The 22,085-nt window shown below is 62.7% G+C and carries 14 protein-coding genes; 8 read left to right on the forward strand and 6 right to left on the reverse strand.

The genetic code is table 11. The annotated features are described in order from the left end of the window. Positions 1 to 13: 13 nt before the first annotated feature. The 3 genes from BUS42_RS04635 (at position 14) to BUS42_RS04645 (ending at position 5,144) form a co-directional block, all read left to right on the forward strand. Positions 14 to 988, forward strand: coding sequence for a cytochrome-c peroxidase (locus BUS42_RS04635; RefSeq protein ID WP_254053720.1), 975 nt, complete (start codon positions 14 to 16; stop codon positions 986 to 988). Between the two features lie 390 nt (positions 989 to 1,378). After that, complete coding sequence (locus BUS42_RS04640) at positions 1,379 to 4,348, forward strand: glycosyltransferase family protein (protein WP_074305671.1); 2,970 nt, start codon at positions 1,379 to 1,381, stop codon at positions 4,346 to 4,348. Between the two features lie 97 nt (positions 4,349 to 4,445). After that, positions 4,446 to 5,144 carry a hypothetical protein gene (locus BUS42_RS04645; RefSeq protein WP_254053303.1) on the forward strand — a complete coding sequence of 233 codons (699 nt, stop codon included), beginning with the start codon at positions 4,446 to 4,448 and terminating at the stop codon, positions 5,142 to 5,144. 187 nt (positions 5,145 to 5,331) lie between these two features. Here BUS42_RS04645 and BUS42_RS04650 read toward each other — a convergent pair whose 3' ends face one another. Beyond that, positions 5,332 to 8,589, reverse strand: a complete 3,258-nt coding sequence (locus BUS42_RS04650) for a hypothetical protein (RefSeq protein ID WP_074305673.1) — start codon at positions 8,587 to 8,589, stop codon at positions 5,332 to 5,334. A 255-nt stretch (positions 8,590 to 8,844) separates the two neighbouring features. Here BUS42_RS04650 and BUS42_RS04655 point away from each other — a divergent pair, with 255 nt between their 5' ends. The 3 genes from BUS42_RS04655 (at position 8,845) to eis (ending at position 12,615) form a co-directional block, all read left to right on the forward strand. After that, a complete protein-coding gene (locus BUS42_RS04655; RefSeq protein ID WP_074305675.1) occupies positions 8,845 to 9,561 on the forward strand; it encodes a glycosyltransferase family 2 protein in 717 nt (238 codons plus the stop codon). Further along, the gene (locus BUS42_RS04660; protein ID WP_254053304.1) at positions 9,561 to 11,174 is read left to right on the forward strand and encodes a hypothetical protein; all 1,614 of its coding nucleotides are present in this window, start codon (positions 9,561 to 9,563) and stop codon (positions 11,172 to 11,174) included. The genes BUS42_RS04655 and BUS42_RS04660 overlap by 1 nt, the downstream gene beginning before the upstream one ends. Positions 11,175 to 11,262: 88 nt before the next feature. Beyond that, on the forward strand, positions 11,263 to 12,615 hold the full coding sequence (gene eis, locus BUS42_RS04665) for a GNAT family N-acetyltransferase (protein WP_074305679.1): 1,353 nt from the start codon (positions 11,263 to 11,265) through the stop codon (positions 12,613 to 12,615). A gap of 194 nt (positions 12,616 to 12,809) precedes the next feature. Here eis and BUS42_RS04670 read toward each other — a convergent pair whose 3' ends face one another. Both BUS42_RS04670 and BUS42_RS04675 read right to left on the reverse strand, forming a co-directional pair. Next, a complete protein-coding gene (locus tag BUS42_RS04670; protein ID WP_074305681.1) occupies positions 12,810 to 13,781 on the reverse strand; it encodes a zinc ribbon domain-containing protein in 972 nt (323 codons plus the stop codon). A 352-nt stretch (positions 13,782 to 14,133) separates the two neighbouring features. After that, the gene (locus BUS42_RS04675; RefSeq protein WP_254053305.1) at positions 14,134 to 14,526 is read right to left on the reverse strand and encodes an SRPBCC family protein; all 393 of its coding nucleotides are present in this window, start codon (positions 14,524 to 14,526) and stop codon (positions 14,134 to 14,136) included. Positions 14,527 to 14,994: 468 nt separating this feature from the next. Here BUS42_RS04675 and BUS42_RS04680 point away from each other — a divergent pair, with 468 nt between their 5' ends. Together BUS42_RS04680 and BUS42_RS42530 are read left to right on the forward strand one after the other, a co-directional pair. Further along, complete coding sequence (locus tag BUS42_RS04680) at positions 14,995 to 16,653, forward strand: Gfo/Idh/MocA family protein (protein ID WP_254053306.1); 1,659 nt, start codon at positions 14,995 to 14,997, stop codon at positions 16,651 to 16,653. Positions 16,654 to 16,959: 306 nt separating this feature from the next. Then, on the forward strand, positions 16,960 to 17,898 hold the full coding sequence (locus BUS42_RS42530; RefSeq protein ID WP_159452156.1) for an IS630 family transposase: 939 nt from the start codon (positions 16,960 to 16,962) through the stop codon (positions 17,896 to 17,898). A 618-nt stretch (positions 17,899 to 18,516) separates the two neighbouring features. On the opposite strand, the gene trpD is transcribed toward BUS42_RS42530, so the two are convergent. The 3 genes from trpD to BUS42_RS04710 all read right to left on the reverse strand — a co-directional run bounded on the left by trpD (position 18,517) and on the right by BUS42_RS04710 (position 21,976). Next, positions 18,517 to 19,548 carry an anthranilate phosphoribosyltransferase gene (trpD, locus tag BUS42_RS04700; protein WP_074305683.1) on the reverse strand — a complete coding sequence of 344 codons (1,032 nt, stop codon included), beginning with the start codon at positions 19,546 to 19,548 and terminating at the stop codon, positions 18,517 to 18,519. Then, complete coding sequence (locus tag BUS42_RS04705) at positions 19,545 to 21,107, reverse strand: trypsin-like peptidase domain-containing protein (RefSeq protein ID WP_074305684.1); 1,563 nt, start codon at positions 21,105 to 21,107, stop codon at positions 19,545 to 19,547. Before BUS42_RS04705 ends, trpD begins: the two co-directional genes overlap by 4 nt. A 383-nt stretch (positions 21,108 to 21,490) precedes the next feature. Beyond that, the gene (locus BUS42_RS04710; RefSeq protein WP_074305686.1) at positions 21,491 to 21,976 is read right to left on the reverse strand and encodes a TraR/DksA family transcriptional regulator; all 486 of its coding nucleotides are present in this window, start codon (positions 21,974 to 21,976) and stop codon (positions 21,491 to 21,493) included. Between the last annotated feature and the right edge of the window lie 109 nt (positions 21,977 to 22,085).

The raw sequence follows: 22,085 nt of genomic DNA on the forward strand, positions 1-22,085 counted from the left end.
GCTCGACGGCACGATCAGTTGCGCCACCTGCCACAATCCCGATAAGGGGTGGACCGATCAGATGGGTGTCTCGATCGGCATCGACGGCCACACCGGCGGACGAAGCGCGCCGACGGTCGTCAATACGGCCTATGGGAAGACGATGTTCTGGGACGGACGTGCGCCTTCGCTCGAAGGACAGGCGCAAGGGCCGATCCAGAATCCGATCGAGATGGGCAAGCAGTCCTACGAAGATATCGTGAAGCGACTGCGGGCGGTCCCCGGCTACAAGGATCAGTTCGAGAAGGTCTTCGGCACCGACGTGACGCTGGACGGGATGGCCAAGGCGATCGCCACCTACGAGCGCGTGGCCGCCCTCTCGGGCAACTCGAAGTTTGACAAGTACAACGTGGGGGGCGAACTGACCGCCTTGTCCGAGAGCGAGAAGCGGGGCATGGTCCTCTTCGGCCTCCGGCTCCGCGGTGACGATGAGTTCAAGCCCAACGTGACTCTCAAGAAGGCGGACTGCACCTCGTGCCACTCGGGGTCGAACTTCACCAACGAGCAATTCCACAACATCGGGGTGGGCTGGAACGCCGAGAAGAACGACTTCGCGGACTACGGCCGGTTCGTGATCTCGCCGATCGGATCGAAGAACAACGCCGAGCTCGGCGCGTTCAAGACCCCGACGGTTCGTGAAATCGAGAAGACCGGTCCTTACATGCACGACGGCAGCATGAAGACACTGGAAGAAGTGGTCGAGCACTACAACAAGGGGGGTAACCCGAACCCCGCGCTCGATAAGGACATCAAGAAGCTGAATCTGACCGACGCGGAGAAGGCCGATGTCGTTGCCTTCTTGAAGGCGCTGACCGGCGAGGAAGTGAAGGTGGCGCTGCCGACCCTGCCGCCTGGAGCCGACGGCAAGTCGCCCAACCCCCAAGCCGCGCTCACTCCGCCGCCGCTCAAGGCCGCCGCGAATGTGTTCCATCCGGGCGTCCAACGCTGAGTTTTCGCCGATCCGTTCGCATTCGCGAACCCATGCAGCACGAGATCGCCCGGTGGGACCTTCCGTCCCGCCGGGCGATTGTCGTTTGCAGACTTTCGGATCAAAACTTGCCGTTTCGTCGGCGGGCCCGGCCCACGAGGGAAGCGGCTTGGGAACGAGGGACGGGAGGCTCACGCCCGGCTTCCCTCGATCAACGGAGCATCCTCGAACTCATAAAGGTCAGCGAGTACGGATGACAAGCATGTGGTTGAAGAACCATGCCAAGCGCGAAGTGCGGGTCGTCGGGCTTTGGAGCGGCCTTGGGCTTGTGCTACGATGAGGCGGCTCCTCGCGAGGTGCGATGCTTTCATCGCGTTCATATCGTTCTCGACGGGTTGGAGGTCTCATCCCTTGCGTCGATTCTTCACGCCGCTGCTCATCCTGGGCTGCCTGATGAGCCTGCTCCTCTCCTGTTTCAGCAACGTGCTCTTTCGCGACCAGCAATTCTCTTATCGCGATGCGGCTCACTATTACTATCCGCTCTATCAGAAGGTTCAGAAGGAGTGGGAGGCAGGGCACTGGCCACTCTGGGAGACGGAAGAGAACGGGGGGATGCCGTTGCTGGGCAACCCGACCGCGGCCGTGCTCTATCCGGGCAAAATCCTCTATGCGGTGTTCCCCTATGCCTGGGGAGCGCGGCTCTATGTGGTGGCGCACACCGTGCTCGCCTTCGTGGCGATGCTCGCCCTGATGCGGTCCTGGGGCACAAGCTGGACCGGTTCGACCGTGAGCGCCTTGTCTTACGCGTTCGCGGCGCCGATCCTGTTCCAGTACTGCAACATCATCTTCTTGGTGGGGGCGGCCTGGACGCCGCTCGGCTTCCGCGCGTCCGATCGCTGGCTGAGGCGCGGAGAACGGATGGGGCTGCTCGAACTGGCCGTAGTCCTCTGCCTGCAGACACTCGGGGGGGATCCGCAGTCCACCTACATCACGGGCGTCTGCGCTGTGGGTTACGCCTTCGCCTTGACCTGGCTCAGAGGCCGCACGACGCCTTGGAAGATTCGGACCGGACAGGTCGTCGCCCTGGCCGTCGTGCTCGCGATCGGCTATGTGGCGATCGTCCTCGGCCTGGCGATTCTCTTGCCGACGTTTCGAGAACGACACATCCCGCCCCTGCCGCTGTTCTGGATGCCATGGGCGCCTTTGGTGGTGCTCGTCGTCTGGGGGCTGATCGGCGCGGTCCTCGTCGTTCGCTCGCTCCGCGGGAGGCGAGAATCACTCCTGGTGCCGATGCTCACCGGGTTGGGGAGCGCGGGGATTCTGGCCGGTCTGCTCGCCGCAGCGCAGCTCTTACCGGTCCTGGAATTCACCCGTCGGAGCGGCCGAGCGGCCGGCGGAGGCCCGCATGATATCTACCCGTTCAGCTTGGAGCCGCTCCGCCTTTTCGAACTGATCTGGCCGAATGTCTACGGGTCGAATTTCTCTGGGAACCACCACTGGATGGCCCTGATTCCCTACCTGAGCCAACACGCCAACATCTGGGTGCCTTCGCTGTACATGGGCGGGTTGACTCTGATCCTGGCGCTCGGCGTGTTTGGCTTTCGGAACGGCCCTCCCTGGCGGGGCTGGCTGTCGGCGATTGCGTTGCTCAGTCTCCTGGCGAGTATGGGGGAATACACCAGCCCCATTTGGTGGGCGCGTCAGGTCCCGGCCTTTGCTGAGAAGCTCGGTCCTCTCGACCCCCAAGATGTTGCGGCCCTGCGTGTGGACGGAATGCTTCGCGATGGGGATGGGGGGATCTACTGGTTACTGTCGACCTTACTCCCCGGCTTCCGCCAGTTCCGCTACCCGAGCAAGCTTCTGAGCTTCACCGCGCTGGCGGTCGCGGGACTGGCCGGGCTCGGTTGGGATTCGGTGCTCGTTCGGCTGAGACGCAGAACGGCGACGGTGGCCACGATACTCCTCGTGCCGAGCACGGCGGCGCTGGCCATCGTCCTGATCCGCCGCTATCAAATCATTCAGGCCTTGACCGCGGGGGCCGCCACGCAGAAATCCATCTTCGGGCCATTCAACCCGCAAGGCGCGTACGATGAGTTGCTCTGGTCCTTGATCGCCGGGACGGTCACGTTTGCGCTTTCGCTGGTCCTGGTCCTGAAAGGCCACCGTGCACCGAAACTGGCGGGCGCACTCGCGCTCGTGCTCGTCACCGCCGACCTGGCACTGGCCAATTCGCGGTATATCTTCACCGTTCCTCAATCGTTGATGGACGCCACCCCCAAGCTTGTCGAATTGATCGAACAAGCCGAGCGGGATCGCCCGCAACCCTCGCCGACACCGTTTCGCGTGCATCGGATGCCAATCTGGGATCCGTACATCTGGCGTGAGGAAGCCGCTTCCGATCGCGTGGCCGACTTCGTGACCTGGGAACGGAAAACGATCCAGCCGAAGTACGGCGTGCCGTATGGAATCCAATACACGCTGACCATGGGAGTCGCCGAGCTCTACGACTATGAATGGTACTTCGGCGGATTCCGGCAGACGCTCGACACCGAGGTGGCGAAGCGATTGCAAACGCCACCAGGCCAGCAGGTTGTCGTCTACCCGCGCCGCGCTTTCGACCTCTGGAATACGCGTTACTTCGTGCTTCCCTCTCTGCCCAACGGTTGGAATGACGAGCACCGTGGGTTCGCGGCCTTTCTCGACGATTCCGAGCTGATCTATCCTCCCCCAGACCTGTTCAAGGGGCCGGGGGGCGAGCAGCGTCAGAAGGATTGGGTCACGAAAGAGGACTATCAGCTCTATCGGAATCGCAAGTGTTTTCCGCGTGCCTGGCTCGTCCACGAGGGGAAACCGATCAAGCCGGTCACGGGGATGGACCGGACTGACCGCGAGGGGCCGATGCTCGAGATCCTCTTCGAGAACGATCATTTCTGGTATGACCCGAACCTCCGGGTCTACGACCCGAGTCGGATGGCCTGGGTGGATAGCGACAGGCTGGATGAGCTCCAGCCCTACCTCGGCCAGGGCGCTCCGGGGGCCGGCGAAACGGTGACGATTACCAAGTACGGCGAACAACGGGTTGAACTCGACGCCGTTCTCGAACGTCCCGGGCTGGTCATTCTGGCCGACGTGTTTTATCCCGGTTGGCGGCTCACCATCGACGGCAAGCCGGCACCGATTTATCGAGCCAACCGCTTGATGCGTGGCGCGGCCGTGCCCGCGGGCCCGCATCACCTGGTTTATACTTATGAGCCCGATTCGTTCCGAACGGGGAGCCGAGTCTCCCTGGCGGGGCTCGCCCTCCTGGCGATTCTGGGCGTCGTCTTCCTCCGCCGACCCATTTCCAGGCGGCTCGTGATGCCCGAGGCGCTTGCCTCGTGAGACTCAAGAAGTCTGCCGTCGCCGGTGGTCTTGATGGATTTCTTTCACCGAGGCCACCGCAACTTCCTTCAATCCTTTGAGGTCGATGATGAGACGAATGCCCGCCTTGGTTCTCCTTGGACTCGCGGTCCTGACGACTCCGACCTGGGGCCAGACGCCCAAACAACCCAAGGTCGCCCCCGGTCCCAGTGAACCCGATTGGGATGTCGTTCTGAAGCAAAAGTACGGGTTGTCGATGTTTGCGGACTTGCTCAACCCGGTGAAAACGACCGTCGAAGCGACTCCCGGCCTGTTCAAGAAGGCGGGGGCGGGGCCGGTGGTGTATCGACCGGCGATCGCCCTTGGGCTGGTCACCTTGAATCGGGGTGGCTGGTATGCGCCGACCAAGGACGACCACGCTCCCGAGAAACACGAGCTGTGGTCATATACTTGGAAGAATACGACCGAGGACGTGGAAACGGGCAAGCGGCTTCCGCCTCCCTTGGCGGCCGGCTCGACCACGTCGTTTGAGCCGGGAGAGAAGCCGTTTGGTCTCTGGGTCTCGAACGACGGGCTGAAAGATAGCCTGGTTTTCACCCAGCCGCGTCTCGTCGCAGCGAACAACCCGCGGCTCGCTCCTCAGCCTTACAAGATGATGATCTACCCGAATCGCGACTTGAAGACGGGCAAGCTGGTTCCGCACAGCTATTTGATCGGCTGGGAGTATTCGACCAACGACGACTTTCAGGACATCGTCTGCGTGGTCGAGAATGTCGACTTGGTGGCCGAGGGATCGGCTTCGAGCACCGAGAAATAGATCGCGGCTTACCCCGGGTTGTACGACGTGGACAGCTCGGAACACTCTGTCAATAGTTTTTGTTGGCAAAATATGTTGATTTGGTTCTGCACACGAAGCGAACCGCTTCGTCCGCGGAAATCGTGAAAGGCTCCATCCCCGCTGCAACGGCCGGGGATGGAGCCTCTCGAGTTGTGACGATCCCGGCTCAAGCCGAGGGCTTGGCCGCACCCTCTTCCTTGGGCTTTTCCGGGGTTGGCGGGTCCGTCGGCGGATTGACCTTGGGTTCGGCCGGGGCCAGTTTATCGGACTCCGGTTTGGACGTGGCTTTCTCGTCCTCGGTGTTGGCCTTGGGAGTTGTGCCCTCGGTCTCGTCGGAGGCCTTGGCCAGGGGAGGGACCGACTTGCCCATCTTTTCCAGGTAGTAGGCGATGACGGGGCGAGTCGGCAGGTTAGGCAACAAGGTCAGGGCCGCGATAAATTCCTCGGCCGACTGGGTGGACTCGCCGGATTCGAGCTCGCAGAGTGCAAGCTCGTTCGTCCAGTTTGCCTGGTTCGTCAATTTTCCAGGCAGGCTCATGAAGAGCGTGCTGGCCGGCTTCGCATCGCCGTGAAGCAGCGACGTGCCCGCCCCGAGGGCGGCGAAACTTCGCTCGAGGCGAATCTGCCTGATGGCGTAGTTTCTCCAGAGGGAACCCGCATAGCCGTAATTGCCGAGCAAGAAGTAGACGCGTCCCTGGCGGTAGGCCGGGGTTCCTGGCTCCGACCCGAGGGTGGGATCGTCAATGGTGGTGCTCGGCGCCAGGATGTCGAGGGCCTTCTCGGGTTGGCCGGTGTCGCAATAAAGGTCGATCAGGAGCGGTTTCACGGTGTTGACCGCGACATTGACCTGAAGCGCCTCTTCCAGTTCCTGGATCGCCAGCCCGGGGGCTCCCTGGTTCATGGCGAAGTCCGCGCGATTCATGGGGCTCGCCTGTTGCTCGGCGAGCATTTCCGCCAGCCCGTCTTGAATCTGCTTGATCTGGTTATTGAGCAGGTTGTATTGCTGGGTCAATCGGCTCTGGAACTCCTGAGTTTCCTGATCCGCATGCGCGATGGCCGCCTGGAGGCGGTCGCGGGCCAGGTCAAAGAAGTTGATGGACATGTAGAGTTCGAAGAGCTCGAGATTGAGGCGGAACAGCGCCAGCCGCTCCTCGCGCAGCTTGGGAGGAGGGGTTGTCTGGATCGCGAAATTGAGCGAGGTGAGCCGCTGGCGTAATCGATTCATGAGCAATCGAGGCTGGAGCGGCACCCGACTCACGGCCTCGCGATTCTCCGGAGTCAGCTTGACGCCGACCAGCAACGCGGATTCTTGAACCATCAGGTCGCGATAGGCTCGGCTCAAGATCCGATACGCCTGGGTGTCGTCCGGCTTTCGGCTGAGCGCGATCCTCGCTTCACGGATCGCCAGGAGACAGTGGGCCGGATCCGGGAGCGGTAGGGTTTCCGAGTCGCTCGGTTGGCCCTGCAACCAACGCTCCGCCGCCTCGGTGTGGGGTTGCGGATAGGCACCGAAGCGATTCTGAAAGATCTCGTCCATCCGGCCCACCGGGGTGGGCGGGCGGTCAAACGGGGGGAGGGCCTTCGCCGACTGATAGGCAAGGGTTTCGGGATTGAGCCGGGACGATTCGAAAAAGGCGAGGTCTCCCGCCGGCGCATCCGCGCGGCCGAACATGACCACGCTGCCATCATCGTAGAACGGGATCCAGTTCGGGCTCTGCATCAGGCCCCGATAGGTCTTCGGCGCGGTCGTCGGCTCAATCATCACGGCGCTGATCGAGAACCGGTCGAGGAGCGGTTTCCAGGTCTTGACCGCATCGTCCGCCAGTGCCAGGCGGATCTGCTGCAACTCCTCCTGAAGCGCTTGCGGGTAGAGGTGGGTGCGACCGTCGATGAACGGTCGCTGTTGGGGGGAAGCCCGCCAGATCAGCGAATCGCCCTGCAGCCGAGTCGTGTTGAGGATATGGCCTTGGATTTTCGCGGACCGAAGATAGTCGGCCGCCTCGAAGGCAAAGTCGTCAGGGTTGAAGCCGAACCCAAAAACGTTGTCCCCCACCGCCCGGCCGTAGCCGGTCAGGCCTTTGGCCACCAGGAGAAAGACCAGAAGGATCGTCACGAATCGGCCGCCGGTCGACCAGATCGACCAACTCCGTCCCAATCGGCCTTCGACCCCAAACCGGTCCTGATACCACTCCTGGCCGTTCAACATCAGCGTGGCCGCGAAGACGATCGCGAACAAGCTGCCGAACCGAATGTAGAGGGCCCAAAGGAACGCCATGACCGCGAAGGTCAGGAATCGACTGACCGAGAACCGCTTGCGATTGAGCGCGAACGAGGCGAGGCCGATGAGGACGATCGCGAAGTAGAAGGCGATCAGCACCATCCAGATCGAACCCCCTCGCGCGGGATCACGCCCGCGAATCCCTTTGCCGAAGTACGAAAGCTGCTCGCTCGAGACGATGCCCCCCGCGGGCTGGAAGAGCTGCAGGAACGGTTCCGCCGCGGCGAGATAGGCCAGGTGCCAGGACGGGTTGATCAAGCAGACCGCCGCGCAGATTCCCAACACGCTCAGTCCGCGACTGAAGGGGAGGGGATCCGCTTCCGACTTGGGGCTCGTCGCTCGGAATCGGCGGCCGATGACCGTCGCCGCGAGCACCAATAGGCCGATCAGGAACGAGTCGCTGACATTGGCCCAGAGCAGAAAGAGGGGGACCAACCCATAGGTCGCCCGCGGACGACCGAGGTTGATCGCACGGTGCAAGAGCAGCAACTCAATCGCCAGGAAGAGTTGCCCCCAGGTATCCGGCGAGACCGACGCCGGCCCCGCGATCCCACCGAGCATCACGCCCAACGGGCTGTAGACCGCCCCTAGCGCGAGGGTGGCGCAAACGGCCGACCACCACAAGCCCGGACCCGAGCGGCGAATCCCGAGGAGGACGAGCAACGTCGCTACCCGAGCCAGGGCTGTCAAGCCGACCAACGCCCCCGCGCCCACCTGTTCGGAGCGACGCGTGGGCGAGATCACGTCATTATTGTCGGGAGGAACCAGGCGGAACGCGCCGTCGTAGAGCAGGGCATGGCTCCATTGGAAGAGCCAGGGGATGTTGATCCAACGTTTGCCTTGCATCGTATACGAAAAGGGGTCCGTGACGAGCGGGACCGGAACCCCCTTGGCCGCGATGACCTGCCCGGCCTTGAGCTGCGACCAGATCGAGGAGTGGGAGATCTTGTTGGCCGAGGCGACGAAGACCAGCAGGACGACACCGAGAACGACATAGAGGTCGTAGTAGGCGTTCCACTCGCGCACCCGCTCCCCAGTCCAAGGTTCAGGCGCGGGGGGGGGCGACTCGGCGACCGCCGCTGCATCGACGGAGGAGGCCGATTTTCCGGACTCGGAGCGGGATACAGGCGTTTCGGGTTGGGTCATCAGATCAGTCGCGGCTGGGGATGAGTGACGAAAGATGGCGCGCACGCCGTAAGAGTCGAAGCGAGGTCACTATGCTAGAAGCCCTTCACAGGCGCGGTCAAGGGGGATGGATGATTCCCATCAAGGTCTCGTTCGTCGGTCCGTTGACTTCCGATTCGCCTAATCTAGAATGCGAGGGTCCAAGAATTGCGAGAAGATTGAGTTAAGCTGTGGATGAGTGCGGGAATTTAATGTCCGTGGGCCGCGAGTTCGCGAATGAGAATACTCACTGCCATTCCTGTTCACAATGAAGAGGCTCACCTTGAGTCCGTTCTGACCGAGGTGCTTCGCTTCAGTGAGGACGTTCTCGTCGTGGACGATGGTTCCACCGACCGAACTCCCGAACTGCTCCGGAACTTCGCGTCCATTCAGGTGATTCGGCACCCCAAGAACCTCGGGTACGGCGCGGGGCTCCGCAGCGCCTTCGAGCGTACGCTCGAAGGGAAGTACGACGGGTTGGTCACACTCGACTGTGATGGCCAGCATGAGCCCTGTCGGATCCCTGAAATCGCCGCGCACCTGGATCAGGCGGACATCGTATCGGGGAGTCGATATCTGCAAATCTTCGACCCGAGTCAGATCCCGCCCGAAGAGCGGCGGCGGATCAACGTCGAAGTGACGCGCTGGCTCAATGAGTGCCTCGGACTGAACGTGACCGACGCGTTCTGCGGCTTCAAGGCCTACCGGGCCTCGGCGCTCCCGGCGTTCGAGATCACGGACCTCGGTTACGCCATGCCGCTTCAGGTCTGGGTCCAGGCGGTGGCGCATCGATTGTCCATCCTTGAGGTGCCCGTTCCCTTGATCTATCTCGACGAGTCCCGAGCCTTCGGGGGGGCCCTCGATCAGGCCGACTATCGTTTGAATCATTATCGCTCGGTCTTTCACGACGCGATGCACCGCGCGGGCCTTGAAGTTTCCGGGGGATGTCGTTGATGAGCACGCACCGCCTGCGGGCCCCTTCAGACGACGGAGCCTTGCTCGCGGTTCCCCCCTTGGGCGAGGCGGCCCCGGTCACCGCGGACAATGTTGAACGATTGGGACGCTGGGACTACGACTTCCAAGGAAGACGCTCCAGCCGGCTCCGTGGCCAAGTCCGCTCGCAGGTCCTCAAAGGGGCCCGCGACTACCTCGCTCGGCTCGGTCTCGATCTTCCGAGTCCGACCGACCCCTCTGCCCCGTTGGTTGTGACCGGGCACCAACCCGAGCTTTATCATCCGGGGGTCTGGGTCAAGAATTTCGCGGTCGCCGCGCTCGCCAAACATCAGCGCGGGACCGGCCTGAATTTCATCGTCGACAACGACCTGCACAAGTCGTCGACGATTCGCGTGCCCCAGAAGAGTGGCGACGGTGGTCTGCACGTCCAGCGGGTCGAGTACGACCAATGGACGGGAGATCTCCCGTTCGAAGACCTGAATGTGAAAGATGAAGGTTTGTTCGAGTCGTTCGGGACTCGAGTTCGCGAGGTTTTGACCGACTCGGTGGCCGACCCCTTGATCGATACGTTCTGGCCCTTGGTGCTCAAACGGAGGGAACAGACCAGGCGCCTCGGCTTGCGGTTCGCCGCGGCCCGCCGCGAGCTCGAAGGTTCGTGGGGGGTCCACAACGCCGAGATCCCGCTGAGTGCCGTTTGTGAGACCGAAGGGTTTCTTTGGTTCGCCTCGCACATCCTGGCGGATCTGCCCCGGTTCCAGACCGTGCATAACGAGGCCCTGGCTCGTTATCGCGCTCGCTATCAAATTCGGAGCCGGCATCACCCGGTTCCCGCGCTCGGTCGTCAGGATGAGTGGCGTGAGGCCCCGTTTTGGGTCTGGCGCGGGTCGGAACCGCGACGTCGCTCGCTCTTCGTCCGGCAACTCCCCCGAACCATGGAACTTCGCGCGGGGGGAGAGGATCGACCGTTCCTCGAACTGCCGCTCGGACCCGATCGGGACGCCTGCTGTGCGGTGGAACAATTGTTGAACTTGCCGGCACAACGAATTCGCCTGAGAACGCGGGCGCTCACGACCACGATGTTCGCGCGGCTCTTGCTCGGTGACCTGTTCGTCCACGGCATCGGCGGCGCGAAGTACGATGAGCTCGGCGACGAGATCATCCGCGGGTTCTTCGCCATCGAGCCCCCCGACTATCTGACGCTCTCGATGACCCTCTGGCTTGGCCTGGGTCTCGACCCGGCCGGTGCGGAACGGCTAGCGGCGCTCAATCGCGGCCTCCGCGACCTGACCTACAACCCCGATCGCCACCTTGCGGACCGGACGCCCGCGCTGCAGGCGTTGGTGGCCGCGAAACAGGCCGCGATCGCCTTGCCGATCGGGTCGCACCACGAGCGTCTCAGACGATTCCAAGAGATCCGTCGGCTGAATGAATCGCTCCAGATCGGGGTGAATTCGGTCCGCGATCAGTTACAAGCAGAGCAAGCACGCATGGTGGCAGTTGTCGGTCGAAATCAGGTGGCGCGGAACCGAGAATATGCGTTTGTGCTGCATTCCGAGCGTCGATTGCACGAAGTGATGGTTGGATCGATGGCCCTGCCTGCGTCGGGTGAATGAGTTCTGTCGAAAAAAACGGCAAAAACTCCGCCCTTGATTGCGGCGAACCCCTCAGTTTGGCCTTAGAATAATTGATGAGAGGGCATCAATGAGGCAACGGCTCCGGTCGAGCGGTTCGATCCTCCGCCCCGCTTCGAGTTCCAGGCGGCGCGTCTCCAAGGTGGTCGTCCCGATGAAAGTTCCCTCGCCGGTTATCCGGCTCCCGATTCGTCGCGGCTCCGTCGAATTCTGCCTCGGCACCGAGGCGGACCACGAAGCTGTCTATCAGTCGCTGCTGCACGTCTTTCACGGTCCCGATCGTGAGGCGTACTTAGGGGCTCTGAGCGACCCGACCTACCGCCCGGAGCAACGCCTGCTCGTCAAGGTGGATAATCGGCTGGTGAGCCACATCCATCTGACCGAACGGCGGGTTCGCTTCGGCTCGGTCGAGCTGCCGCTGAACGGCGTGATGTGGGTTGGAACGCTGCCCGAGTATCGGGGCATGGGGTTTGCGCAAAACCTCATGCGGTTGGCCGACGACCGCGCTCGAGAAACGGGCGCGGCGGTCCAGGCCCTCACGACCGGAATGCCGCAGTTCTATCGCCCCCTGGGATGGGGGGTCTGCGGCCGCCAGACCTTCGGCCAGACCTTGAGCCGTAACCTTCCCCAGGTCAGTGATGGCCTGATCGAGGGCCGGAGCGGCTTCTGGAACGTTCGACCGTGGCGCCAGGTGGAACTGAACGACCTGATGTCGCTGTACGAACTCCAGTACGCCGATACCACGGGAGCCGTCGTCCGGTCCGAGGATTACTGGCGATGGATTATTGGACGTAAATACGCCCATGTGATTTGGGTTGCCTGCCAGGGCGAGACGGTCCGTGGCTACGCGTTCGTCAAGGATCACAAGATCCTCGAGATCGCGTCGCACCCGGCGCATCCGCAAGCGCTCAAGGCCTTGCTCGGACGGGTGCGCGCCGAGGCGTTGGAGCGTGCCTACCCCGAGGTGATCGTCCACGCGCCGGTCGATCATCCGGTGCTTGAAGCCTTCCGCGCCGCCTCCGGCAAGGTGATCGACCAGGAGGATTATGAAGGGACGTGTTCGATGTACCACATCCCCAACATCGATCTGTTCCTCGAGTTGATCCTCCCCGAGCTTGGGCGTCGCGCCGAGCACGCGGGCGCCGCGGTGCCCCTGGAACTGGGCATGACCGTGGGCGACCGGCGCTGGTTGATTCACATCGAAGGGAAGAAGTCCCGAGTCGAACCGGACAAGCTCAGCCGACGGCACTTGACGCTCTCGCCCTCGACGTTGGTCCGGCTCTTGATGGGGCATTGCGGGATCGATGGCGCGGCCACCGAGGAAGGATTCGAGTCGTCCACGGGCACGGCTCTTGACGCCGCGCGGGTCCTCTTCCCGGTCCGGCCGATCTGGCGGAGCCCTCTGGATAGCGCCACCGCGTAGGGGACTCGCGACCGGCCGGTCCCTGAGGTTGTCTTTCCATTTCAGGCGAGCGGGGAGCGGTTCGCTCCCTGACGCTTGATGACTTTGGGGTCGCGCAGGTCAAACCCAAAAAATAAACGAAGAGCGGCCGACTGGGCCGCTCGTTCGGTTCAACGAGCCCGAGGGATGAGGAAGTGGGATCCGCCGCACTTGTCTCAATTGCGGGCGTAGTGGTTTTTGACCGACGGCGATGCCAGGTAGGCGGAGACCGCCGCGTAGACCAGGAGAATCGCGATCCCGAGTCCCAGCTTCTGGGAGTCGAGGTGGTCGGTGATCGGTTCGATCGCCACGTTGGCGGCATCCGGGTCATCGGCGTTGGGCTTGATCTCCACGGACCGAGTGGCCTGGTTTGCCTCAAAGACGGGCATCGCGATCAGGGCGGCGACGTCGATCATTGCCCCCAGCGCGAGTGCGACCATGAGCAGCTTCGCCGTCCGACCGCGGAGCAGATGCACGGCCGCGAAGCAACCGAAGAGGCAGATCGGAATGAAGTACTGGCAGCCATCGACCCCTTTGAGCCACTGCACCGTGGAGTAAAGCGCTAGGATCAAGCTGCCGAGGAGCGACACGAGCGCAATAATGGTGACCGGCAGGGGGGGGCCCGAGGCTCTCAGCGGCGCCGAGGGGAGCAGGTCATCGTCGAGTTGAACGCGGGCGCCGGACTCGAGGTCCAGGCCGCACGACGAGCAGATCGACATCCCGATCGGAACGACGCCACCGCAGGTGGGACAGCGCCTTGCCGTTGACCTTGCCTCCGCGGCCAACTTCCGTCGGGGCGCGGTTTTTCGCTCATCGAAGAGCATCAACGCATCGGCGGCGGTGTCGGCGGGTTTGGCCGCGCTGGCCGGCCCCGAGGCCGCCTCGGTCATTGACGGTAAGTCGAATGTGTCGCGCAAGTCTCCTGAGGACGTCGGCAACGAAAAGTCGCCATGCCCGCCCGACTCGAGAACCGAGGAGGAGGCGGCCCGGGCATCGACATCGCTCCGCTCCGTCGCCGGATACTGCGACGAGTCGGGACCGACCACGAACTTGGTCCCGCACTTGGGGCATTTCAGCCGCTTCCCGCCCGAACTTTCGGGGAGGTTGAGGATGATCCCACATTGATTGCATTGAATGGTGCGAGGCATATTTATTTATCCGTAGTCCCAGCGCTGTCTACAAGTATTGAGTAAGCGAGTGTTCGATGGCGACGCCGGAATATTGTCGAAACTTTGAGGGCCTGAGTGACCAAGCGTACTCAAAGTTATACCCCGAAACAGTTATCGAGTTTCGAGCATTCGTCGTCTTTTCGTCAAAAGCCCGGCGAATTCTAGCTCATGGACTCCACTCAAGCAGACAATCCGGCGATTGCGGTCCCACGCTTGAACCTAGATGACACCAGACGTTGCGTCGATCGCGTTTAAGCGGGGGATGACTGGGAGTAGTCCCCCTCCTCAAGGCTTCGGCGGGTGACGTCATGACGGTAGTCGAACATTCGCTTTAACCGTGCTTCAACGAATTTTCTCCCCAACCGTTGCCCGAGCCAGCCCAACGGGGGGTGTATTCCACTTCGTCTCTCAAGATCGTTCCTCCTGCCTCGTCATCGAGAAAGAGGTGACGATGATACCAGCTTGCAAATGGGCCGCTGACTTGGCGATCGGCGAAGAGTCGGCCCGGTTCGTATTCGGTATGCTCGGCGATCCACCGGATCGGGATCGGTCCAAGCCTCACTCTCAAGACCACACGGCTCCCCGGGCGAAGTGAATTGCCTCCCTCGAGCCGTTCGAGGTGCTCCCACGGGGGTGATAAACGTTCCAGGGCGCCGCGGCTCTCATGAAACGCGAAGACCGTCGAGGGGGACGCAGCGATGTGCGATTCTTTGACGAAACGCATCCTCACCTCACGCCAGAAAGGGAACGGGCCTCGGTCACTGGGGGTCGCGGTCACTCATCTCGAAAACCCATCGTTACCTTGAATACGGCACACTCACCGTTTCCTTAGATCAGTGTGAGGCATTCCATGACGTTTGTCAATAATGCCTCCAATTGCGTGAGTGGGTGGATGTAGTGTTGGCCCGGTCATTCGTCGTCGTTCTTGGAGATTGTACGAGGAATCGCGGGCAAAGGTTTGGGACTTGCGAATCGACGGGTCGCACGTCCTTGACCGAAACCCGGAGGGGAGTTATCGTGACGGCTAGATTTTCGATTTCGGCCGCGGCCGCGATCTCGAGAGATCATGCCTGGAACCTCCTCGACGTTGGTCAGCCAGACACGTTGAGGACGGGTCACCGATTGTGGCGGAACGTGACTGCCGGGTTGCGCCGCCCAATCCCCGCAGACTCCCATCCCCGGAGCGTACGCGATGACTGAGAAACCAGAGCTAACCCGTCGAAGCTTCATGGAGACGGCTGGTGTGGCGACGGGGGCCGTGGTGGCCGCCGGCACTTTCGCCCACCCTGCCATCGGCAAGAATGTGAAGGGGGCCAACGACCGGCTCAACTTCGCGATCCTTGGTCCCGGTGGACGCGCCCAGGCGCACATCGGCCACTTGCTGGCGATGAAGAAGGAAGAAAAACCGGTCGACATCGTCGCGGTCTGCGACGTGTGGGATGGCAACAAGGCCGTCGGACGCGGTCTTTATCCCTCGGCCGAGCGGTGCGGCCTGAATCCGAATGACAAGGATCATGTCACCAAGGATTACCGCAAGCTGCTCGAATCCAAGGACATCGACGCGGTCGTCATCGGCACGCCCGACCACTGGCACGCCAAGATGTCGATCGACGCCATGGACGCCGGCAAGGACGTCTATTGCGAAAAGCCGATGACCCACACGATCGACGAGGCCCGCAAGGTGGCCGAGACGGTCAAGCGGACCCGGCAGATCTTCACCGTCGGCGTGCAGTCGACTGCGCATCCCCAGTGGAAGCAGGCCAACGAGCTGGTCACCCAGGGCAAGATCGGCAAGATCGTCCAGGGGCAGACTCAGTACTACCGCAATAGCGACGTCGGGCAGTGGCGGTACTACAAGCTGACCGAGGACATGAACCCGAAGACGGTTGACTGGAAGATGTTCCTCGGCACCGAATTCGGCCTGGCCCCCGAGCAGCCCTTCAACCGCGCCCGCTACGCCCAGTGGCGCTGTTATTGGGACTTCGGCGGTGGGATGTACACCGACCTCTTCGTCCATCAGCTCACCCACCTGATCACGGCCATGGGTGTTCGGCTCCCGAGCCGAGTGGTCGGCGGCGGTGGTCTCTACCTCGAGTACGACGGCCGCGACGTGCCTGACGTGGCGACCGTGGTGGCCGACTACGACGAGGGCTGCCAGGTCCTCATCACCGCGACGATGACCAACAACACGACCATCGAAGAGGTCATCCGCGGCCACACCGGCTCGATCGTGTTCACGGCCGACGGCTTCGACGTGGTTCCGCAGTCGCCCAGTGGGGCCCCCGCACCGCCGACCCGCAACGCCAACAAGGGCGGCGGCACGCACCACAACTCCAAGTTCGACGCCGGCGGAGACAAAGACACCCGGGCGCTCTGGGATCACTTCATCGAGTGCATCCGCTCGCGGAACCCCGAGACCCACTGCCCGGCCGACCTCGGCTATGCCGCGATCGCGACGGTCAACATGGGCGTTCAGTCGTACCGCGAAGGCAAGGCGCTCTTCCTCGACAAGGGGACCGGCGCTGTCACCGAGGCGGACCGCTCTTGGGCCGCTCGCTGGGAAGAGCGGAGCAAGCTCCGCGGCAAGCCGAACCACGTCATCGGCTGGAAGGCCGGCGACGAAGGCTCGCTGCTGCACCCCCCGAGTACCAGAAGCTCGAAGGGGATTGGATCGACGGCCAGGATCCCGCCGCCAAGGCGTGATTCCGACCGCTTGCGACTGACTCACGGCCGTTCCCGGAACATCCGTTCCGGGAGCGGCCGTTCGCATTCTTGGGGGGGGGAATCGCCACGACCCGAGAACCTGGCGCCCCCACGGACCAGGGCGGTCGATAACGCGTTCGCCCTTTAAATCGTTGCCGCGAGCGAGCGCCTCAACTTTTCCGCCAGCTCGGGTCGCCACGGCCCGCCACAGTCTTAGCTGGTCGCGTTAGGAATCATGATATGATTTCTAAATAAGTCATTGAGGTGATCACGGGTAATATATTTTATTTTTAATCTACAATGTGCATACTGGTTGCATGATGGGTCTAAGCGGGTGGACTCGGTCCCCCTATAATTCAGTATGATTCGCACACCAATTGACGACGCAACCCGTGATGAACTCCAAGCCTTGCGCCGGAACCCGATTCCGCCGCGGGTCCGTGATCGTGTCGAAATGATCCTCCTCTCCGACGCGGGCTGGTCGGCCCCTCGCATTGCCATCCACCTGGGGGTCTGTGGCCAGACCGTTCGCGACGTCCTCCGGGCGTTCCTCGCCCGCGGCCTCGAGGCGCTGTATCCCTTCCGCTCGGGACCCGCCCCCAACCTCGCCAATCGCGACCGTGTGGCCGACGAGTTGAGGCGGTTGCTTGCCGAGGAGCGAACCTGGACCAGTCGGCAACTCAGTCAAGCTCTCGCCGAGCAGGGGATCGTCCTGGGTTCCAAGCAGGTCCGCCGCCACCTCAAGCGAATCCAGGCCAGTTACCACCGCACGGCCTGGACCCTGAAGCATAAGCAGGATCCGGTCAAAGTGGAGCGAGCCGGCCACATCCTGGACAACCTCAAGGCGAAGGCGGACAACGGGGATTTGACGCTCTACTTCCTCGACGAGTGCGGCTTCGCTCCCACGCTGCCGGTCGGCTATAGCTGGTCGTTGCCCAAGCAGCGCAAGTTCATCCGCTACGAGGCTTCGCAACGGCGCCGGGTCAACGCGATGGCCGCCTATCGGCCCTATGGCCGCACGCCACGGCTGGAGGTGTTCACGGCCGAGCGGACCTGGGATTCGTATGACCTGCTGGGATTCTTGAAGGCGTTGCCATGGTCGAGTCGCCCGCGTGTCGTGGTACTGGACAATGCCAGCTTCCACACGAGCGCGGTGATCCGACAGGCCCGTCAGGAGTTGGCGGCATCGGGAATCTATCTCTACTACCTGCCGCCGTATAGTCCGGAGTTGAACCTGATCGAGTCGGTGTTCCGACAGGTGAAGCATCAGGAGATCCCTCAACGGAGCTTTCCGACACGCTGTGAATTGCGGAACGCCGTGGAGACTGGGTTCTCCAACTACGGCGAGCACCTTCCATCAAAAACTCCAAAAAGATTCCGTCCGGCCGCTTAGGTTGACTTCGGCATTGATCCTCGCTTGAACCGAGCCGCGGACGCAGCGCAGCGGAGTAAGCGGTCACCGATTGACGTTCCGAGATGCCGAGCGCAGCCAGATCGCTGAGAGTCTGTGTCGGAAGGTCCGTCTGAACCGGGAAATCAGGGATGTTTGGGTGCCACGCGGTTCCGTACTCGGAACCCGTGCCCCCCAGGCCAAGGCATTCCCGCATGGGTTCCGAGTACGGAACCGCATGGCACCCGGAGAAGATCCAAAAGCTTCGGTGGGATTCGCCTTCCGGGACAGACTCTTACTCCACGACTGCGCTGCGTCCGCGGCTCGGTCTAAAAACAACGACCCGATCCAGGGCGAGGAAGCCTCTCGCGACTCGTTTCCACGGTCCCCGTGGGAATGAAGTCTGGGACGTCCTGTGTCCTCGGCTTGCGAGGGCCAGACGACGCGGAGCATCGGGGACGGCATTCCCACGGAGGACCGTGGAAACGAGGAGGATTCCTCGCTCGATGGCGGGGCGTTGTTTAAAAAGTGGCCGTTGACTCCGCTCCATTGCGTACGCGGGTTAGGAAGCGGAGGCCCAACGATGGGGACTGCCCCTGTGCGACCGACCGATCAACGGCGTCAGGGGGCGGACCGGCTGATCCTCCGCCAGCGCTCGAGCAACTGGGCCGCCGCGCCACTGTCGACGATCTTGGAGGCACGCTCGACGCCGTTGCGAACGGTGTCGGCCACCCCGGCCACCAACAGAGCCGCGGCGCTATTGGCCAGAACCATGGCGCGAACCGGGCCCGGCTCGCCGGCAAGGAACCGGGTGATCAACGCCGCGCTTTCGGGAGGACCCGAGACGCGGAGGGCGCCGGCGTCGGTGGCCGCAAGTCCAAAGTCGTCGGCTTGCCAGGTCTTGAAGGTCACGACGCCCGACTCGACCCAGCGGACCCGCGTCAGGCCTCCCAGGGTCACCTCATCAAGGCCGTCGGTACCGGTCACAACCGCCGCCCGGCGGGAACCCAGTCGGGCCAGGGCCGAGGCGACCAATTCGGCTTGCCGTTCTCCAGGAACGCCGACGAGCTGAAAGTCGGGGCGCGCCGGGTTGGCCAGGGGGCCGATCAGGTTGAACAAGGTGCGAAACGGCAGTTGGCGGCGCACCGGGCCGGCAAACCTCAAGGCCGGGTGATACTTGGGGGCAAAGAGAAAGGTAATGCCCGCATCGATGAGGCAACGGCGGACGACCGTCTCCTCGGCATCAACGTCGACCCCAAGCTCGGCGAGCACCTCGGCGCTCCCCGAATTGCCCGACGCAGACCGATTGCCGTGCTTGGCGATCGGCACTCCGCACGCGGCCACGACGATCGCGGCCGCGGTTGAGATGTTGACCGTGTTGGCACCGTCGCCGCCAGTCCCACAGGTGTCCATGAGCGGGCTGGGGAGCCCCGTCAGGTCCCAGCCCGACATTCGGTCACGGATGGCCTGGACGGCTCCCGTCAGCTCGTCGGTCGATTCTCCCTTGACGTGCAGGGCCGTCAGAAAGGCGCTGATGAGGGCCTCGGGGGCTTCGCCGGCCATGATCTCGGCGACTGCGGCCGAGGTCTCCTGCGCGGAGAGGTCGCGTCCCAGGCCAAGGACTTTGAGCGATTCGCTCAGCCCGAATGTCATGGGAGGCTGACCGAGTGGCGTTCAATCGTACCTTCCACCAAGCGGTCGATCTCCAATTCGAGGGCCTTTTGTTCGGTCGATCGGTTGAGCGCTTTGACCGCCTGGTCGGCGGTCGCGATCGCCTCGCCATCCACCTTCGAGATGATGTCGTTGGTCTTGAACACGCTGGCCAGCGGACTATCGGGCGCGACCTTGGCCACCACGGCGCCTTGGGGGGTTCCCGGCAGGCCGAGCCGACGAGCCGTCACTTCATCGAGGGTGGAGAGTTCTAGGCCCAACGCGTAGTTCGAGGTCGGCTCGGGACGGCCGGGGCGTCGGAGCGGACCGCGGGGGAGCGACCGTTCCGGCACGGGACCGGACTGAATCACGGTGCGATCGCGTTCACCCACCTTGACGGTCAAACGAATTTGTTTGTGTTCCCGGAGCACGACCAGTTCGGCGGGCTGGCCGATGGGGGCCATCGAGACCATGTTGATCAGGTGGTTGAGGTCTTGGACCTCGACCCCGCGGAAGCGAAGGATGATATCATCGTCCCTGAGTCCCGCATCGGCGGCGGGCGAGAATTGGTGGACGACCGAGACCCAGGCCCCCTTGGTGCGGTCGAGACCGTGGGACAGGGCATCCTCGGTTCGGTACTCGGTCTCGCGATGAAGGTCGATCCCGAGCGCTCCGCGAGTGACCCGGCCGTTGGCGATCAACTGGTTCATGATCCAGTGGGCCAGGTTCATCGGAATGCTGAACCCGACTCCTTCGTTGCCGCCGCCGTTGGAGGCGATCGAGTTATTGATCCCGATCACCTCGCCCTTCATGTTGACCAGCGGACCTCCCGAGTTTCCGGGATTGATGGCCGCGTCGGTCTGGAGGAAGTCCTGGTTCTCGACATCCTCGAGCTCGTCCATGTGCCGCCCTCGGGCGCTGATGATCCCCTGGCTGACCGAATGCGTGAGGCCAAAGGGGCTCCCCAGGGCGAGGACCCAGGTTCCGACGGGGGTGGCGTCGCTATCGCCGAGGCGAGCCGCCGGCAGGTCTTCGCGGCCCAGGCCGAGCACGGCGATATCGGCCTTGGCATCGAGCCAAGTTCGGTTCGGGTGAATCGCAGTGCCATCCTTGAGGAAGATGTTGATCTTCTCGGGCCGGGCACCCTCCACAACGTGGTTGTTGGTCAGAACATAAAGTTCTTTCCCACGATCGGCCCGGACGATCACGCCCGAGCCGGTCTCCTCGAACCGGCGGACGTGCGCGGAGTCGTCCCCCCGGCTCGTCTTTTGGGCCACGATATGGACCACGGCCGGCGAGACGGCCTCGGCCACGAGCTCGAACGTGCGGTTGACGTGCGCAAAGAGTTCATACTGGCGCGCGAGCTTTTCGTAGAGATCGGCCTCGGACTTCGCATTCGCGTTCACGGGGCGTGTCGAGGCGGACCCGGACGCGGACTCAGACCGAGCCAGCCCGGTCGCCTGCGCTGAGACCAATGGCCCCCCTCGACTGAAGGCCACACCGAGGATGACGCCGCTGGCCAAGGTCGCCAGGAGCAGATACGGGGAAGAGGGGCGAGCCATGATTGACCGATCTCCACGCCAGGGCCGACAGGAGGGCGGAGCAGAGGATGTTAGGGAACGACATCTCCAACCTACCAACCAGGCCGGCGAGCAGGCTTTCCACCACTAATATATCCCTGTGTCTAGGTGCAAGTCAAAGAGCCGGTCGGCGCGACGGGGACGAGGACCGAGGGGGAGTCGGGAAGCCGCTCATTCCGCCAAAAAAAGAATCGTGTCAATCGCCAGGACCCGGCGTCGACCAGGTTCCTCGATTTCGCCCGTTGGCGTCCTCAAGGCCCGACTCGAGTCCGAAGTGGTTTGGATAAAAAAAAAGGAGGCCGCCGGAGCTCCCGGCGGCCATCTCACGGTCGAAGCCTGAATTCGATCGAACCATCCGCCGGATGTTAGCGGCCTGTTTCGCTCATATCCATCTCGAAATCGCTGAGTCGGATATCGGAGTCGCCGTCGTTGTCGTCGCTCGGCTTGTCGTAGATTTTCGCCCAACGCGGGTCATCCGCGCCCGCACCGAAGGCCTGACCCTGCCGCTCGTTCTCGCGCTGGCAGTCAATGCAGGTATTCGTGTACGGCAGTGCGTTCAGCCGGGCTTCGGCGATCTTGGCATTGCAGAACTCGCAACGACCGTACGCGCCATCAACGATCCGTTGCAGGGCATGCTCGATCTGGCCGAGTTCACGACTTTCAATTTCCACCAACTGCGAGCAAATCTCATCGTTGGCGGTGTCCACCGCGGCGTCGACGTTATCCCCCACAACGTTGAGAGCGGCGAATTGACGGAAGCTCTCCAAGTCACCGTTCAACGCTTTCCGCAAGGCGTCACGTCGCGCGACCAACCGTGAGTGAAGTCGAAGCAAGGCATCTTTGCGGGCCATGTTACACCTCCTGGTGTACGTCGAAGCGGATCAACGGTTGCCGAGATCGGACCGACGGACCCGCGCTATTCACTCGAACCAAAAAACCCGGTCACGAAAAAAACCATCC

The organism is Singulisphaera sp. GP187 (genome assembly GCF_900129635.1).
Classification (GTDB): domain Bacteria; phylum Planctomycetota; class Planctomycetia; order Isosphaerales; family Isosphaeraceae; genus Singulisphaera.

What these genes read in the sequence shown, in the direction of transcription:
- BUS42_RS04645 (WP_254053303.1), top strand. Translation starts at nt 4,446, where the DNA reads ATGCCCGCCTTGGTTCTCCTTGGACTCGCGGTCCTGACGACTCCGACC.
- BUS42_RS04650 (WP_074305673.1), bottom strand. Translation starts at nt 8,589, where the DNA reads ATGACCCAACCCGAAACGCCTGTATCCCGCTCCGAGTCCGGAAAATCG.
- BUS42_RS04655 (WP_074305675.1), top strand. Translation starts at nt 8,845, where the DNA reads ATGAGAATACTCACTGCCATTCCTGTTCACAATGAAGAGGCTCACCTT.
- BUS42_RS04660 (WP_254053304.1), top strand. Translation starts at nt 9,561, where the DNA reads ATGAGCACGCACCGCCTGCGGGCCCCTTCAGACGACGGAGCCTTGCTC.
- eis (WP_074305679.1), top strand. Translation starts at nt 11,263, where the DNA reads ATGAGGCAACGGCTCCGGTCGAGCGGTTCGATCCTCCGCCCCGCTTCG.
- BUS42_RS04670 (WP_074305681.1), bottom strand. Translation starts at nt 13,781, where the DNA reads ATGCCTCGCACCATTCAATGCAATCAATGTGGGATCATCCTCAACCTC.
- BUS42_RS04675 (WP_254053305.1), bottom strand. Translation starts at nt 14,526, where the DNA reads ATGCGTTTCGTCAAAGAATCGCACATCGCTGCGTCCCCCTCGACGGTC.
- BUS42_RS04680 (WP_254053306.1), top strand. Translation starts at nt 14,995, where the DNA reads ATGACTGAGAAACCAGAGCTAACCCGTCGAAGCTTCATGGAGACGGCT.
- BUS42_RS42530 (WP_159452156.1), top strand. Translation starts at nt 16,960, where the DNA reads ATGATCCTCCTCTCCGACGCGGGCTGGTCGGCCCCTCGCATTGCCATC.
- trpD (WP_074305683.1), bottom strand. Translation starts at nt 19,548, where the DNA reads ATGACATTCGGGCTGAGCGAATCGCTCAAAGTCCTTGGCCTGGGACGC.
- BUS42_RS04705 (WP_074305684.1), bottom strand. Translation starts at nt 21,107, where the DNA reads ATGGCTCGCCCCTCTTCCCCGTATCTGCTCCTGGCGACCTTGGCCAGC.
- BUS42_RS04710 (WP_074305686.1), bottom strand. Translation starts at nt 21,976, where the DNA reads ATGGCCCGCAAAGATGCCTTGCTTCGACTTCACTCACGGTTGGTCGCG.